This is a genomic window from Nocardioides malaquae (assembly GCF_015070385.1).
GTDB classification, from domain to species: domain Bacteria; phylum Actinomycetota; class Actinomycetes; order Propionibacteriales; family Nocardioidaceae; genus Nocardioides; species Nocardioides malaquae.
Genome location: NZ_JADCSA010000004.1, coordinates 87,446 through 102,739, shown reverse-complemented (window position 1 = coordinate 102,739; position 15,294 = coordinate 87,446). Strand labels below are relative to the sequence as shown.

Annotated in this window: 12 protein-coding genes; 3 read left to right on the top strand and 9 right to left on the bottom strand. The window is 71.8% G+C overall.

Annotated features, from left to right (window positions below; genetic code table 11):
- The first annotated feature begins 48 nt into the window (after nucleotides 1-48).
- Complete coding sequence (locus tag IEQ44_RS05480) at nucleotides 49-1,158, top strand: site-specific integrase (RefSeq protein WP_193637434.1); 1,110 nt, start codon at nucleotides 49-51, stop codon at nucleotides 1,156-1,158.
- On the opposite strand, the gene IEQ44_RS05475 is transcribed toward IEQ44_RS05480, so the two are convergent.
- The 4 genes from IEQ44_RS05475 to IEQ44_RS05460 form a co-directional block, all read right to left on the bottom strand.
- The gene (locus IEQ44_RS05475; protein WP_193637433.1) at nucleotides 1,136-1,660 is read right to left on the bottom strand and encodes a hypothetical protein; all 525 of its coding nucleotides are present in this window, start codon (nucleotides 1,658-1,660) and stop codon (nucleotides 1,136-1,138) included. The two genes, IEQ44_RS05480 and IEQ44_RS05475, sit on opposite strands and share 23 nt — an antisense overlap.
- Nucleotides 1,657-2,046 (bottom strand): helix-turn-helix domain-containing protein, encoded by a 390-nt coding sequence (locus IEQ44_RS05470; protein ID WP_193637432.1) that lies wholly within the window; start codon nucleotides 2,044-2,046, stop codon nucleotides 1,657-1,659. Before IEQ44_RS05470 ends, IEQ44_RS05475 begins: the two co-directional genes overlap by 4 nt.
- Nucleotides 2,043-2,402 (bottom strand): hypothetical protein, encoded by a 360-nt coding sequence (locus IEQ44_RS05465; RefSeq protein ID WP_193637431.1) that lies wholly within the window; start codon nucleotides 2,400-2,402, stop codon nucleotides 2,043-2,045. Before IEQ44_RS05465 ends, IEQ44_RS05470 begins: the two co-directional genes overlap by 4 nt.
- Nucleotides 2,403-2,660: 258 nt before the next feature.
- Nucleotides 2,661-3,617, bottom strand: coding sequence for a 1,4-dihydroxy-2-naphthoyl-CoA synthase (locus IEQ44_RS05460; protein WP_193637430.1), 957 nt, complete (start codon nucleotides 3,615-3,617; stop codon nucleotides 2,661-2,663).
- 209 nt (nucleotides 3,618-3,826) lie between these two features.
- Between IEQ44_RS05460 and IEQ44_RS05455 the strand changes: the two genes are divergently transcribed.
- Both IEQ44_RS05455 and IEQ44_RS05450 read left to right on the top strand, forming a co-directional pair.
- Complete coding sequence (locus tag IEQ44_RS05455) at nucleotides 3,827-5,440, top strand: ATP-binding cassette domain-containing protein (protein WP_193637429.1); 1,614 nt, start codon at nucleotides 3,827-3,829, stop codon at nucleotides 5,438-5,440.
- Between the two features lie 2 nt (nucleotides 5,441-5,442).
- The gene (locus IEQ44_RS05450; RefSeq protein WP_193637428.1) at nucleotides 5,443-5,883 is read left to right on the top strand and encodes a nitroreductase family deazaflavin-dependent oxidoreductase; all 441 of its coding nucleotides are present in this window, start codon (nucleotides 5,443-5,445) and stop codon (nucleotides 5,881-5,883) included.
- Between the two features lies 1 nt (nucleotide 5,884).
- Here IEQ44_RS05450 and IEQ44_RS05445 read toward each other — a convergent pair whose 3' ends face one another.
- The 5 genes from IEQ44_RS05445 to IEQ44_RS05425 form a co-directional block, all read right to left on the bottom strand.
- Complete coding sequence (locus IEQ44_RS05445; protein WP_193637427.1) at nucleotides 5,885-7,093, bottom strand: glycosyltransferase; 1,209 nt, start codon at nucleotides 7,091-7,093, stop codon at nucleotides 5,885-5,887.
- Between the two features lie 2 nt (nucleotides 7,094-7,095).
- A complete protein-coding gene (locus tag IEQ44_RS05440) occupies nucleotides 7,096-8,013 on the bottom strand; it encodes an alpha/beta fold hydrolase (RefSeq protein ID WP_193637426.1) in 918 nt (305 codons plus the stop codon).
- Between the two features lie 3 nt (nucleotides 8,014-8,016).
- Nucleotides 8,017-8,325: an acyl carrier protein gene (locus IEQ44_RS05435; protein WP_193637425.1), complete on the bottom strand. Its 309-nt coding sequence runs from the start codon at nucleotides 8,323-8,325 to the stop codon at nucleotides 8,017-8,019.
- Entirely contained in the window at nucleotides 8,318-13,039 is a 4,722-nt protein-coding gene (locus IEQ44_RS05430) for a type I polyketide synthase (protein ID WP_193637424.1), read from the bottom strand. Before IEQ44_RS05430 ends, IEQ44_RS05435 begins: the two co-directional genes overlap by 8 nt.
- The coding region (locus IEQ44_RS05425; protein WP_193637423.1) for a KR domain-containing protein at nucleotides 13,036-15,294 on the bottom strand (2,259 nt) is incomplete at its 5' end. The genes IEQ44_RS05430 and IEQ44_RS05425, both read right to left, overlap by 4 nt.

Sequence of the window (15,294 nt, the reverse complement as noted above, 5' to 3'; positions counted from 1 at the left end):
CGCCGTCGTCGTGCTGACGATGGCCGTGCCCTGGGAAGGAGGGCCGTCATGGCCGGCAGCATCGCGAAGCGGCCCAACGGCCGTTGGCGTGCCCGCTACCGCGACGACACAGGACGGGAGCGGTCCCGCCACTTCACACGCAAGGTCGACGCGGCGGCGTGGCTCGACGAGGTCGCCTCAGCCTTGCACGCGGGGACCTACGTGAACCCGCGGGCGGGCCGTGTGACATTCCGGCAGTTCTACGACGACTGGGCGCCACGGCAGCTATGGGTGCCGTCGACGCGGGCCAATGCCGACCTGGCGGTCGACTCCGTCGCGTTCGGCGACCTGCCGATGAAAGCGATCCGGCGATCCCACATCGAGACATGGGTGAAGGCGATGTCGGCGAAGTGGGCGCCGACGACGATCAAGACGCGGTTCGTGATCGTCCGGTCGGTGTTCCGCGCCGCCGTCGCGGATCGTGTGATCGCGGCGGACCCGTCAGACGGCGTCGCACTACCACGGAGGCGCAAGGTCGAGGCCGCGATGCGGATCCCGACTGTCGAGCAGGTCGGCCGCCTGCTGGCGCACGCCGACAGCAGCCGGGTGTCGACCCGTCACGGCTTCCGTGCGTACGTCGCACTCTGCGCGTTCGCCGGGCTGCGGAAGGGCGAGGCCGCTGGCATCCAGGTCGGCGACATCGACTCCTCGCTCCGTCGGCTGACGGTGTCGCGGCAGCTCCAACGCGACGGGTCCACCTTCGTCGCCCGGCTGCCGAAGTACGGATCCGAGCGGCTTGTGCCCCTCCCTGACGACCTGGTCGAGATGCTGCGCCAGCACATCGAGACGTTCCTACCCGAGGAGCCGCCGCCAGACGCGTGGCTGTTCACCGTCGGCGATGGCCCGATGTACGACAACGACATCGACTGGCGGTGGCGCGCGACGCGGACGTCGGCCGGGCTGCCGCACGTGCGCCTCCACGACCTGCGGCACTTCTACGCGTCCGGACTCATCGCCGCGGGCTGCGACGTCGTCACCGTGCAACGGGCACTGGGGCACTCATCAGCGACCACGACACTGAACACCTACAGCCACCTATGGCCAACGGCGGAGGACCGCACGCGGGCTGCGGCTGCGGACCTGATGAACCAGGCACTCAATCCAGCGTCACGAGGTTGAGATCAACGCTCTCGGGGTCGTCCTCGCTGACAAATAGGTCGTCTTGATGCGTCAGGACGTCCAACGTGTAAGTGGGCCAACCCGCTGCGACGACCGCCGTTTGGATGTGGGCTCGTGCGTACGGATGCAGCGTCATCACACCAACCTTCACAGCGAAGGCTCGGACCGCGTCGTCGCTCAGCGTCTGCGGCTCCTCGATGTGCCATTGCCCATGTAGGACAACACTGCTGCGCCAACCTTCTGCAGGAAGGTCGCCTGCCGAATCGTCCGCATCCTCAGGGCGGCGCAGCGCGTCGACGTTGTAGGTCGTCTTCACGTCCACCGACTGGGAGCGCCGACCGACACTCACATCAATGCCTGCCGAGACAAGGATGCCCTGAAGCACTTCGTCGTCCGGTGTCGTCGACCAGAAACGGGATTCTTGGGTGCGAACCAACAACCCAGGGAGCAAGCGAGCCACGACTTGGCTCGCCAGCTCCGCGACTTCATCGCGTGAGGTCATGAAGCAGCTTCGTGCCGCACGAGATGAAGGCTGCTACCCGTACGGGTGTAACGGGCACCGGGTGCGATCCACCCTGTTCCACCTAGAACCTCAACATGCCGTTGCGGCCGATGCTGGGCGAGATCCTGCACATCGAAACGAAGGCGGTAGCCAAGTTCGTGAAGCATTGCTCCGAGGGTCCGCACCGTCAGGTTTCGCTTGCCGTTGAGTCGCTGCGTGACCTCTGACCGGCTTACATCGAGGCGGTCCGCAAGTGTGCTCTTCTTGATCTGTCGGTCCTCGAGACATGCCGCCACGAGTTCGCTCGCCTCAAGCAGCGCGGTCTCCTCCGCCACCAGGCGGAGAGACTCGGGCGTCTCCTTGAACCAAGTTCCCATCGCGGTCATGACCCAGTGCCTTCCTTGTAGATCGCCCGTGCCCTCGCAACTTCCTTGGCGACCTGATTCTTCTTCGGTTTGAGCGTGCCGTGCGTGACGAACAGTTGCCGATCGCCCGGAGAGAAATCGACCACGTACACCCGCAGGTTGAGGCTCACATGCTTGATCTCATCTACTCGCGGAACACCCTTGCGCGGGTCCGCTTCATCCAGCTTCTTGAACGCCTCCGGCGACCGGAGCCATCCCTGTTCGGCGAGCACCCGGAAGCGAGCCGCGATGCCCGCCTGCTGTCGCGTGTTCAGCCCCGTCAGCCACTCGACTGCCGGGCAAGCACCATCCGGCAGCCGGATCGCGAAGATCTGCAATTTCGTCGACGGCGTGCCAGCAAGATGCTCATGGCGTACATGTTTAGCCATATCTAAACAGGTTTCAAGTCCTCGGCCATAATTACAACGCTGTAGTTGCCCTCGTCACGGATCTAACATGGTCGCAGGCACACGCCTCAGGCGCCAGAGCACGCTCGCGACCAGAAGCCGGCCTTCGTGACTTCTTGCGGACTTTCTGCGGACCACACGCGGGCCCAGATCCATCAACCCCGGCCTGACCTGCGCAAACGCCCCAGATCAGTAGTACCAGGGGTAGGGGCTCCAGTCGGGCTCGCGCTTCTCCAGGAACTGGTCGCGGCCCTCCTGCGCCTCGTCGGTCATGTAGGCCAGACGCGTGGTCTCACCGGCGAAGAGCTGCTGGCCGACGAGGCCGTCGTCGAGCAGGTTGAAGGAGTACTTCAGCATCCGCTGGGCGGTGGGGGACTTGGCGTTGATCTTGGCGCCCCACTCGAGCGCGACCTTCTCGAGGTCGGCGTGCGGCACCACCCGGTTGACCGCACCCATGCGGTGCATCGTCTCCGCGTCGTACTCCTCGGCGAGGAAGAAGATCTCGCGGGCGAACTTCTGGCCGACCTGGCGGGCGAGGTACGCCGAGCCGTAGCCGCCGTCGAACGACCCGACGTCGGCGTCGGTCTGCTTGAACCGCGCGTGCTCCGCGCTGGCGAGGGTGAGGTCGGCGACCGCGTGCAGCGAGTGGCCGCCGCCGGCGGCCCAGCCGGGCACCACGCAGATGACGACCTTCGGCATGAAGCGGATCAGCCGCTGGCACTCGAGGATGTGCAGCCGCGCCAGCTTGGCCTTGTCGATGACGCTGGGCTCCTCGGCGCCGGTGTCGTCGGCGCTCGCCCCTCCATGACTGGTCTTGTCCTCGTACTGGTAGCCCGCCTTGCCGCGGATCCGCTGGTCGCCGCCGGAGCAGAAGGACCACTTGCCCGACTTCGGCGACGGGCCGTTGCCGGTGAGGATGACGCAGCCGACGTCGGCGGAGGTGCGCGCGTGCTCGAGTGTACGCAGCAGCTCGTCGACCGTGTGCGGCCGGAAGGCGTTGAGCACGTCGGGGCGGTCGAAGGCGATCCGGACCGTGCCGTGCTCCTTCGCGCGGTGGTAGGTCAGGTCGGTCAGACCCTCGAAGCCGGGCACCACGTCCCACGCGTCCTGGTCGAAGATCTCGCTCACGCCGTCGATCGCACTCATGGGCCGCAGGCTATCGCTGCGCCCGGAAAACCCGTGGCGGACCCTTGGCCCATCCACCTACGCTTGGCCTCATGCAGTACCTCTTCTTCCTGTGAGCCCCGCGCGCTCCGCCACCGCCGCCCGTCCGGCCCCGGTGGCGTCGAGCTCGCGTACCTGTCCCTGCGGTGCCGTGCCTCGGCACGCCCGCGGCTCACTCGAAGGAACCTGCCATGCAGTCCCTGCCTGCCCGCGACCGAGCCCAGCTCGTCGCCACTGACGTCTCCCTGACCCGCGGCCACAGCCGTGTCCTGCAGCACCTCGACCTCACCGTCACCCCCGGTGACCGCCTCGCCGTCGTCGGCGAGAACGGTCGCGGCAAGACCTCCCTGCTCCACCTGCTCGCCGGACGGCTCGTCCCGGACTCCGGCGAGGTGCGCCGCCTCGGCACCCTCGCGCTCGCCGAGCAGGAGATGGAGCCGGGCGAGGGCACCGTCGGCGACGCCGTCGCGACTGCGATCGCCCCGTCGCTCGAGGCGCTGGATCGCCTCGACGCCGCGGCCCACGGCCTCGCGGACGGCAGCGGACGTGCGGAGGAGGCGTACGCCCGTGCCCTCGCCGACGCGGAGGCGCTCGACGCCTGGGACGCCGAACGCCGCGTCGACCTCGCGCTCGAGGCTTTGGGCGCGGTGACCGACCGCAGTCGCCGTCTGGACTCGCTCTCGGTGGGCCAGCGCTACCGGGTGCGGCTGGCCTGCCTGCTCGGCGCGGACGACGACTTCCTGCTGCTCGACGAGCCGACCAACCACCTCGACCGCGCCGGCCTCGACTTCCTGACCGCCCGCCTGCGAGAACGCGCTGGGGCGGTGGTGCTCGTGAGTCACGACCGTGCACTGCTCGCCGATGTCGCCGACACCGTGCTCGACCTCGACCCCACCGCCGACGCTCGACCCCGGCTCGACGGTGGCGGGTGGCAGGCGCACCGCGAGGCCCGCCGGGCCGCCCGCGCGCGGTGGGAGCAGGCGTACGCCGACCAACAGGCGGAGCATGCCCGACTCGCCGCCGACTTGGCCGACGCGCAGGGACGGTTGGTCTCCGGGTGGCGTCCACCCAAGGGCACCGGCAAGCACGCCCGCGCCACCCGGGCGGCCGGCCTGGTGCAGAGCGTGCACCGACGGCAAGCCGACCTCGACGCGCTGGCCCTCGAGGTGCCCGAACCTCCCCAGGTGCTGCACATGCCGGAGCTGCCGAAGACAGGTGGTGTGGTGCTGCGCGCCGACGAGGTCACGCTGGCAGGACGGCTGGAGACGCCGGTCACGCTGGCGATCGAGGGCGGTGGGCGTCTGGTGCTCACCGGACCCAACGGCGCCGGCAAGTCGACGCTGCTCGCGTTGCTCGCCGGAGCCCTGAGGCCGACCTCCGGGCGGGTCCGGGGCGCCGGGGGGCTGCGGGTCGGCTGGCTGCGACAGGAGTCCGACCTGCTGATGGGGCGGACCGTGCGTGAGGTGTGGGCGGACGCCGACGCCCAGGTCTCGCTGGGCTCGCTCGGCCTGCTGCGACGTGAGCAGCTCGGCCTGCGCGTCGAGGAGCTGTCGGTCGGACAGCAGCGCCGCCTCGACCTCGCGCTCGTGCTGGCGCGTCGGCCGCACCTGCTGCTGCTCGATGAGCCGACCAACCACCTGTCGTCGACCTTGGTCGACGAGCTGACGGAGGCGCTGGAGGTGACTCGGGCCGCAGTGGTGATGTCGACGCACGACCGGCAGATGCTGCGCGACGTCGCGCACTGGCCGCGGGTCGACCTGACCGCCGCGAGCGGAATGATCAGGGTCACGGCCGGGTTGGCCTAGACATGGCCCTCGAAGGCACCTACGTCCCGTCCAACGCCCAGTGGGTCCGCGACCAGGTCGCGGAATACGAGGCATCCAACGGCACCCGCGCCACCACCCTGCCCGGCACCGACGACAAGGTCGTCGTCATCACCTCGCGTGGCGCGAAGTCGGGCAACCTCCGCAAGAACCCGGTGATGCGGGTGGAGCGCGACGGCAAGTATCTGGCGGTCGCCTCCTACGGCGGGGGCCCGAAGAACCCGTCGTGGTACGCCAACTTCGTCGCCCACCCGGAGGTCGACCTGCAGGACGGCCCCGAGAAGCACACCTACCGCGCTCGGCTGCTCTCCGGCGAGGAGCGAGCCGACTGGTGGGAGCACGCGGTCGCCACCTGGGCGACCTACGGCGACTACCAGCAGAAGACGGAGCGGGAGATCCCGCTCTTCCTGCTCGAGCGGGTCTGATCTATGCAGTAGATGTGGCTGAGACCGGCTCCAGCAGTCCGATGAGGGCGTCGGCCGCGGCAGCGGCCCCGCCCAGACCGGCCAGCTCGTCGGCCATGCGCCGGGCCCCGGCCCGCAGGTCGGCGTCGGTGAGCGCGGCGCTGATCGCCTCGCGCAGCTGCTCCGCGCGCACCCGCGCGAACTTCACCCGCACTCCCGCACCGGCCCGCACCACCTGGTCGGCGATCACGGGCTGGTCGTCGCGGATCGGCGCCACCACCAGCGGCAACCCTGCGGCCAGTGACTCGCAGACGGTGTTGTGGCCGCCGTGGGAGACGACCGCCGACGCGCGTTGCAGCACGGCCAGCTGCGGCACCCGCTCGCGCACCAGCACGTTGGGCGGCGCGTCGGGCACCATCGACTCCGGCGCGACGAAGAGCCCCTGCCACGGCTGACCGCGGAACGCCTCCGCCGCCACCTGCCAGAACCGCTCCCCGGCGTCGGCGTTGAGCGTCCCGAGGCTGACCAGCACCAACGGCAGGTCGGGGTCGACGAGGTCCCAGGCCATGTCGTCGTGCTCGGGGCGGCCCAACGTCGAGGGTCCGACGAACTCGACGCGGGTGTCACCGGTGACGTCGACGAGTCCGTCGCCCACCAACGCCTGCGAGGTGTAGGCCAGCACCAGGTGCTCCGAGAGACGCACGTCGCCCGCCTCCGCGACCTCGCGAGGGACCCCGAGTGCGACCTGCAGCTCGACGCGGGCGGAGTGGGTGTCCTCGGCGATGCGGGGCATCCCGGCCAACGGGTCGACGAGCTCCGCCGAGGTGGTCGCCGAGGTCGCCCACGTCATCCCTCGGCGCCGGCCGACGACGGCCCCGGCCCACGTCTGTTGGTCGGAGACGACGACGTCGGCACCGAAGGCGTCCACCGCGGCCTCGACCCCGGCGTCCATGAGCTGGCACATCGGGATCAGCACCTCCTCCTGGAGGAACTTGTAGGCGGCCGCGCCCCGCAGGTCCGGTCGGCGGTCGAAGCGCTCGTCGACGGCACCGCTCCACTCCTCCCCGCCGACCGAGAAGAAGCGGGCCCCCTCGGGGAGCAGCAGCTCCGTGCGGCCGGGCAGGCCTGTCCAGGCGACCTCGTGCCCGCGGCGTACGAGCTCGGCCGCGACGGGCAGCGTCGGGTTGACGTGGCCCGTCAGCGGCGGCACCACGAAGAGGAATCGACCCATGCTCAGGCTCCCGTCGACTGCCCCTCGAGGCGGTGGGCGTTGTCGGCCTTCAGCTGCTCGAGCGCCTCCATCGTCTCGATCGCGCCCATGGTGCCGAGGTTCTTGGCGACGACCTCCTCGATCTCGTAGTCGGTGCCGGCGTGGGTGTTGAGCCACGCGAACGCGCGAGCCTTGATCAGCGCCGAGTTCTCGATGAGCAGCGAGTGGCTGGCGTCCTGGACGACCTCGAGGGTGCAGTCGGGCACCTTGGCGTCGAGCTCGTGGGCGCGGTCGAGGATGTCGGACTGGCTGCCGTAGATCGCGAAGACCGGGCACTGGATCTCCTCGAGCCAGTCGATCGGCTTCTCGACCTTGAGGTCCTCGATGAGCGTCGAGCCGAAGAAGAGCTTCTCGGTGCGCTTGGCCAGCCGCGACGTCTTGCGGTCGGCCTCGGTGGCGAGGTATTCGCGGACCGCGACCTCGTCGAGGCCGAAGGCGGCCAGCGCCAGCGTGCCGGCCATGTGCTCGCCCCACCCGGGCACGGAGAAGTGGGCCTCGATCAGGAAGAGGCTGGCCACCTTCTCGGGGTGCTGCTTGGCCAGCGCCAGGCCGACGACGCAGCCGAACGAGTTGCCGAAGAAGTGGATCGGCTCGTCGTCGATGCCCCAGCCCTCCAGCAGGCCCAGCAGGTCGGCGACGTGGTCGGCGACGCTGTAGCCCGACTCGGCGATCTCGGTACGCCCGTGGCCGCGCATGTCGGCGAGGTGCACGTCGGCCTGCTGCGCCATCGGGTGCGCGAGCGTGTAGAACCAGCTCGACAGGTTGTCGATGACCAGCCCGTGCAGCATCACGACCTTGGGACGCTTCGTGCCCGCGGCGTCCTCGCCGCCGCCGAGCACCTGCACGTGGAAGCGCAGGCCGTTGGACTCGATGTAGGGCACGGCTCAGGCCTCCAGCGAGGTGACGACGAAGTCGACGACCTTGCCGGCGGTCAGGCCGACGACCTCGTCGAGGTCCATGCCCGACATCCACGAGACGAAGTCGACCTGCTCGCCGTAGGTGTTGAGCAGCTCCTCGGCGAGCGCCACGAACTCGATGGACTCGAGCTGCAGGTCGTCGCTGAAGGAGGTCTCCATGGTGAGGGGGCCGTCCATGAGCAGGTCGTCGCCGACCACCTCGAGCAGGATGCGCTCGAGGTCGGCCAGGACGGACTCCCGGGTGATCTGGGTGCTCCCGGCCGGGGCGTCAGCCATGGCGGGGCTCGAGGTCTGTCCAGGCAACGGTGTACTCCTCTGGTGCGGAGGCGTCGAACGACGCCTCGTTGGTGCTGACCGGCACGGGGATCTCCCCGAACGGTAGGACTGTGGTGGTGGCGATCCATCGGTCGCTGACGCGCAGGTCGACCTCCCCGGTGGCCGGGTCGACGTGGACCTCGGTGACCTCGTGGTCGCGGGGGCGCCCCTGCAGGCCTGTGCCCGTCGCCTTCGCGGCCGCCTCCTTGGCGGCCCACCAGCGGGTGAGCTCGCGGTCGCGGTCGCGGCCGGTGAGGTGCCCGTGGTGGGTGGCGAAGAGCGTACGCTCCCGCTCGCCCATGGCGACGTCGGCGAAGGTCTCGGTGCGTGCGGTGACCCGCTCGACGTCGATGCCGACGTCGACGCCCTCGGCGAGGAGGGCGACACCGACGCCGCCCGGCGAACCGCGGCCGCCGAGGGTGTGGGCGATGGAGAGCCGCAGGTCGCCCAGGTGGCCCAGCGTGCTCGAGGCGGACGCCGTGACGTGGGGGCGACCCTGCTCGTCGTTGTGCACCTCGACCTCGGCGGGGTAGACCTCCGGGTGCCCGGCGGTGAAGAGCTTGGCGCGCGCCGCGTCCTTGGCGGCGATGCGACCCAGCAGTCGGGTGCGCTGGGCGCGGGGGTTGAGCGCCATGTGCACCTCGCGCTCGGGCTGGCCCAGGAAACGCCGCATCACGACCTCGCGCGACGCCGAGTCGGGCCACCCCTCGGCGACCAGGAACCAGCCGCCGGGCTGGGGCAGGGCCAGCAGGTGGTCGCCCGGTTCGCGGAGCAGGGTGAAGAGGCGGTCGTCGCTCTGGAAGCGCCGGTCCTCCCAGCCGGTGATCCTGCACCAGACGCGTCCGTCGACGGTGAGCTCGAGGTCGGCGCGCACGTGGCTCTCGGCGAGCTCCGTGCAGTTGACGACGCAGTCGACCATCGCCCCCGCCGGCGGGTGCTCACCGAAGAACGCGAAGGAGTCGACCGAGGTCGGCAGGACCAGGCGGTCCCGGTCGGCGCGGGCCGCCACCCACAGCCCGAAGAGCTGGCCGGCGTTGTCGAGCAACGAGCCCGGGAAGGGCTTGGTCTCCAGGGTGCCGGCCACCCCGTCAGTGCCGAAGGCGCTGATCGCGGCGATGCCCTGGTAGGCGGGCCCGTGGAAGAGGTGACCCTCCGGGTAGATGGTCTCGACCTCCCAGATGCGGGAGATCTCCCCGTGCACCTGACCGGCGCGAGGGGCGGGAGGGGCCGGGTGGGCGGTGGCGAGGCGGACGAGCGCCCGGGCGTGGCCGTCGATCGAGGTACGCACCACGATCGTGCCCGAGCCGGCCGCGGCGGCGGTGGCCTCGGCGTCGACGGCGGCGCGGACGACGACCTGGGTGGCAGGCTCGACGGCCAGCCACTTGAAGGCGCGCACCTGCTCGACCGCGACGATCACCCCGTGGGGCACCAGCTTGCGTGCCTCGTCGCCCATGATCTCGATCAGGGCGGTCATCGGGACCAGCGGGAAGCGGTCCTCCAGCACCGGCCAGTCCTCGGGCTGCGGATAGAAGGCGTGGTCGCCCCACCACGGCTGGGCCACGACGGAGAGGTCGATCCGGCTCTCGCGTTCACTGGCCAGCGGGGTGGGCGCGACCGGCCGGGCCGCAACAGGCGTGGGCGCGACCGGGGCGGTCGCGGGCGTCGCTGCGGTCGCCGGGGCGGTGGTCGGCGACGGAGCGGTCGGCGACGCGGCCGGCGCCTCACGCCGCGGGGCAGAGGCTGCGGCCTGCGCCACCTCGGTCGCCGCGCGGGTCGCCTCGGCCACCAGCTGCTGGAACTCGGCCGCCAGGGGGGAGGCCGCGGCAGGGGCCGCAGCACCGAGGTCGAGCGGCGTCAGGTCGCGCACCAGCTGCGAACCCATGCGCAGTGACACCGCGCGTCCCAGGGGCACGGGCCGGGGGCCGAGGGAGTCCTCGGCGCCGGCGCCGGTCTCGGTGTGGGCCGCGGCGGGCGAGTGCTCCGGCTCGGCGGAGGAATCCAGGGGGTGGCCGAGCGGCGCCAGGTCGACGGCGTACCCGGCGCTCCACAGCGCGACCGCGACGCGACGCAGCTGACCGACCCCGGTCGGGGCGTTGCGGGTGCCGGGGGTGGGCAGGGCGGTCACCGCGAGCACGTCCTGGTCGCGCAGGGTGTCGTCGAGGAACCCGTTGAGGCTTCCCGAGCCGACCTGCACGAAGGCGCGTACGCCCTCGGCGTGCAGCCGCTCGGTCAGCTCGCGGAAGCGGACCTTCTCGACCAGGTGGCGGCGCGAGAGCTCGACGATCGCCTCGGGCTCGGAGGGGTAGGGCGCCAACGTCGTGGCCGACCACAGCGGGATGGTCGGGGTGGCGAAGTCGATCGAGCCGAAGTGCTCGTGGATGCCCCCGACGAAGGGTTCGAAGAGTGGGGAGTGGAAGCCGGAGCGGAACGGCAGCTCCTGGGCCATCACCTTGCGCTCGCGCGCGGCCTCCAGGATCGCGGGCACGGCGGCCAGGGGCGCGCAGATGATCGACTGGCGGGGACAGTTGTCGTGGCTGACGTGCGCGTCGGCCAGGGGCGCCGCGATCGCCTCGGCCACGTCCGCCCCGGCGCCGAGCGCCACGAACGCCACGTCAGGCACCTCGACAGAGCCCGGCTGCAGGCTGCGGCGCAGCTCGTCGGCCTGGTCGGCGGGGATCATGCCGCTGACGACCTGGCCGGTCCACTCGCCGAGGCTGTGCCCGGCGATCAGGTCGGGTCGCACCCCGAGCCGGTCGAGCGCAGCGGTCAGCAGGCGACCGACCATCAGGATCCCGGTGCCCTGTGCCTGCAGGTCGGCGTCGTAGCCGCCCTCCCACTCGAGGCCGAACCGCGCGGCGACGTCGTCGACCTGGGGATCGAACTCCGGCTCCACGCCGGGGAAGAGGAAGGCGACGGGCGCGTCGACCAGCAGCCCGGCGGGGTCGAACCAGACGTCGTTGCGGCCGCGGAAGGGGGTGCCGCGCACCAGCACCTTGCGGGCCAGGGTGAGTCGACGCTCGTCGGGGTTGATGAGGGCCAGCCGCGCCGGACCGCCGCTCGGCACCGTCTCCGTGGACGTACGCCCTTCGGCGAGCAGCGCGTCGAGCTGGACGAGGAGGTCGTCGGCGTCGCGCCCGGCCAGCAGCAGCACGGGCTCCTCGGCCGGGGCGTGCGGGCCGGTGCCGGCGGCAGGGGTCGAAAGGGTGACGGCGGAGTCGCCCTGCGCGCCGACGGGGGCCTCGGGCGAGGCCGCGGAGGTGGCGCCCGGCGCCTCGGAGAGCACCACGTGGGCGTTGATCCCGCCGAAGCCGAAGGCGTTGACGCCGGCCAGGCGCGGCCCGTCGGACTCCCACGGCTCGCTGCTGCCGAGCAGCCGGAAGCGGGTCGTCGCCACGTCGGGGTGCGGCTCCTCCACGTGCAGCGTCGGCGGCAGCACGCGGTGGTGCAACGCCAGCGACGCCTTGATCAGGCCAGCAGCACCGGCGGCGGGCATGGCGTGGCCGATCTGCGACTTCACCGACCCCAGCACCGGGCGTACGCCCCCGTCGGGCGCCCCGAAGACCTCACGCAACGTCTCGAGCTCGGTGCGGTCACCGAGGGGGGTGGCGGTGCCGTGGGCCTCGATGAGTCCGACGTCGGCGGGGTCGAGGCCGGCCGCCTGCCAGGCGGCAGCGACGGCGGCCACCTGACCCTGGGCGCGGGGGCTCATCGGGGAGGCGGCCCGGCCGTCGCTGGTGACGCCGGTGCCGCGGATGACGGCGTAGACCCGGTCACCGTCGCGCTCGGCGTCGGCGAGGCGGCGCAGGGCCACCAGGCCGGTGCCCTCGCCGATGAGGATGCCGTCTGCGGCGTCGCTGAAGGGGCGGATCCCGCCGGAGGGCGAGAGGGCCCGCAGCTGGGAGAAGACGCTCCACAGGGTCAGGTCGTGGGCGTGGTGCACACCGCCGGCCAGCACCAGGTCGGCGCGGCCGGACTTCAGCAGGTCGATGCCCTGCTCGACCGCGATCAACGACGAGGCGCAGGCGGCGTCGACGGTCCAGGCGGGGCCACGGAAGTCGAAGCGGTTGGCGATCCGGGAGGCGGCCAGGTTGGGCACCAGACCGATGGAGGCCTCGGGGCGCTCGGGACCCAGGGCGTCCTGGAACTGCTCCTTGACGCGGGCCAGCTGGGCCTCCGTCACGTGCGGCACGACCGCGCGCAGCACCTCGACGACCTGCTGGGCGGTGCGCACGCGCTGGTCGAGCCGAGCCACCCCGTCACCGAGGTAGCCACCGCGACCCAGCAGCACGGCCACCCGGCTCGGGTCGAGGTCCTCGTGCACGTCGGCGGCGTCGGCCAGGCAGGCGGCGGCCGCGCCCAGGGCCAGCAGCTGGTCGGGCTCGGTGGAGTCCATCGCCACGGGCATGATGCCGAAGGCCAGCGGGTCGAAGGTGGCGACCTCGTCGACGAACCCGCCGCGGCGGGTGTAGAACCGGTCAGCGCCCTTCGCGTCGGCGTCGAAGAAGACCGGGTCCCACCGGCTGGCCGGGGCGTCGGTGATTGCGTCGACCCCGTCGACGACGTTGCGCCAGAACGACGCGGCGTCACGGGCGCCAGGGAAGACCCCGGCCACCCCGACGACGGCGACGTCGTCGGGGCGCGGGCCGAGGTCGCTGGAGCGGGGACGCAGGCTCACTGGACGCGGGTCTCCTCGACGCTGCGTGCGGCGGCCTCCTTGGTGCGGGTGACGGGGGTGGCCGTCGACGCGAACGCCTCCGGGCCGCCCGCCATCACGACGACCTGGGCGCTGCCGGTGGCGACCGAGACCTCCTGCAGCAGGGCGCGGACGCCGTCGGCCGGGGGCAGCAGGCCGATGCCGCGACGCGCGTACTCCCGCTCGAGCTCGGGCGAGACCATGCCGCCGCCGGCCCAGGGACCCCAGTCGAGGGAGACGACCCGGCAGCCGTGACGGCCGTCGTGCGCCCGGGCGAGGGTGTCGAGGGCGTCGTTGGCGGCCGCGTAGTCGACCTGGCCCTTGTTGCCGAAGACGCCGCTGATCGACCCGAAGAGAGCGACGAACCGCAGACCGAGGTGCTGGCGGTCGAGGATGGCGCGGGCCGACTCGACCTTGGTGCCGAAGACCCGGTCGAAGCCCTCGGCGGACTTGTCGCGCACCAACCGGTCGTCGAGCACGCCGGCCCCGTGGATCACGCCGTCGAGGCGGCCGAACGTGGAGTGCAGGGCGTCGAGCAGGGCGCCGAAGCCGAGGGAGCGGACGTCCATGGCGACGTACTCTGCATCGGCACCGAGGCCGCGCAGGGTGGCGAGAGTCTCGGTGACCTCCCGGGAGGCCAGCACGCGGGAGCAGGCGGCCTCGACCTCGGCCGGGGTGCGCACCTCACCGATCTCGAGCAGGCGTCGGCGCAGCTCGGGCAGGGTGCGGGCGTCGGAGAGTCGCGGGTCCTCGGCCTCCGTCGGGTAGGGCGAGCGGCCGACCAGCACCAGGCGACACGGTGCCGTGCGGGCCAGGCCCTCGGCGATCTTCGCGGTGATGCCGCGGGCCCCACCGGTGAGCACGACGACGGACTCCGCGGTCAGCTCGAGGCCGGCCAGGGCGTCGCCCTCCTCCAGCCGCTGCACCCGGCCCGGCACCCGCGTCGTACGCAGGCCGCCGGCCCACGAGACCGAGGCGGGGGCGTCGAGGTCGAGCAGCTCGTCGACCACGGCCGCCGCCAGCGGGGTGAGGTCGCCGGCCAGGTCGGCGGTGTCGACCTCGACGGAGCGCAGCACCCGGTCGGGGTACTCCCGGGCGAGCGAGCGGAACATGCCCGGCAGGCCCGTCGGGACGCCGGTGGACCCGGCCACCTCGGCGTCGGGGGTGTGCAGGGCGACACCGACCGCGAGGACGCGGTGGGCATTGCCGAGCAGCGCCGGCTGCACGGCGGTGAAGACCGTACGCGCGTCGACGTGCGGCGAGCCGGCGGTCGCGCTGAGGTCGACGAGCACGTCGACCTCCTCCAACAGCGCACGGCGCTGGGCGACCTCATGGCGGGCGACGCGGGCGATCTGGGCGCCGCGGTCGGTGAGTGCGGACTCCACCGCGTCGGTGAGGCCCGGGTGACCCTCGACCAGCGCGGTCGTGGAGCCGGCCAGGTCGCCCAGGGCGACCGCCGGGCCGAGGGGCTCCACGACGACGTCGAAGAGCGAGGTCGGCAGGGTGAGCGACTCCTCGGAGTCGGCGGGGGTGCTCGTGGACCCGTTCTGGTGGGTCGCGCTCTGCTGGGCCGCGGACGTCATACGGAGGGTGTCAGCGGGGGCTTCGTTCGTATGACGCGACGCAGCGGCCTGGGGAGCGGGTTCACCGGCGGGGGCGGCGACTGCGTGGGCCGAGTTGGTGGCCGGGGTGGTGGCTCCGGTCTGGTCCTCGATCCAGGTGACGATGGCGCGCAGGGTCTTGTGGCGGGAGAGTTCTTCGACGACGTCGTCGGCGAGGGTGCCGCCGCCGAGTCCGACGCGGGTGGCGAGCTCGCCGACGATCTCGATGCGCTTGATGGAGTCGATGGAGAGGTCGGCCTCGAGGTCGAGGTCGGGCTCGAGCATGTCGACGGGGTAGCCGGTGCGCTCGGAGACGACCTCCTGCACGATCGCCATCAGGTCGTCGCTGGAGGGCAGGGCGGGGGTCTCCTCGGACGTCATACGGAGGGTGTCAGCGGGGGCTCCGTCCGTATGACGCGGTGCGGCGGTCGGGGAGTCGGGGGCGGCGACTGCGGGGGCCGGGGTGGTGGCTCCGGTCTGGCCCTCGATCCAGGTGACGATGGCGCGCAGGGTCTTGTGGCGGGAGAGCTCTTCGACGACGTCGTCGGCGAGGGTGCCGCCGCCGAGTCCGACGCGGGTGGCGAGCTCGCCGACGATCTCGATGCGCTTGATGGAGTCGATGGAGAGGTCGGCCTC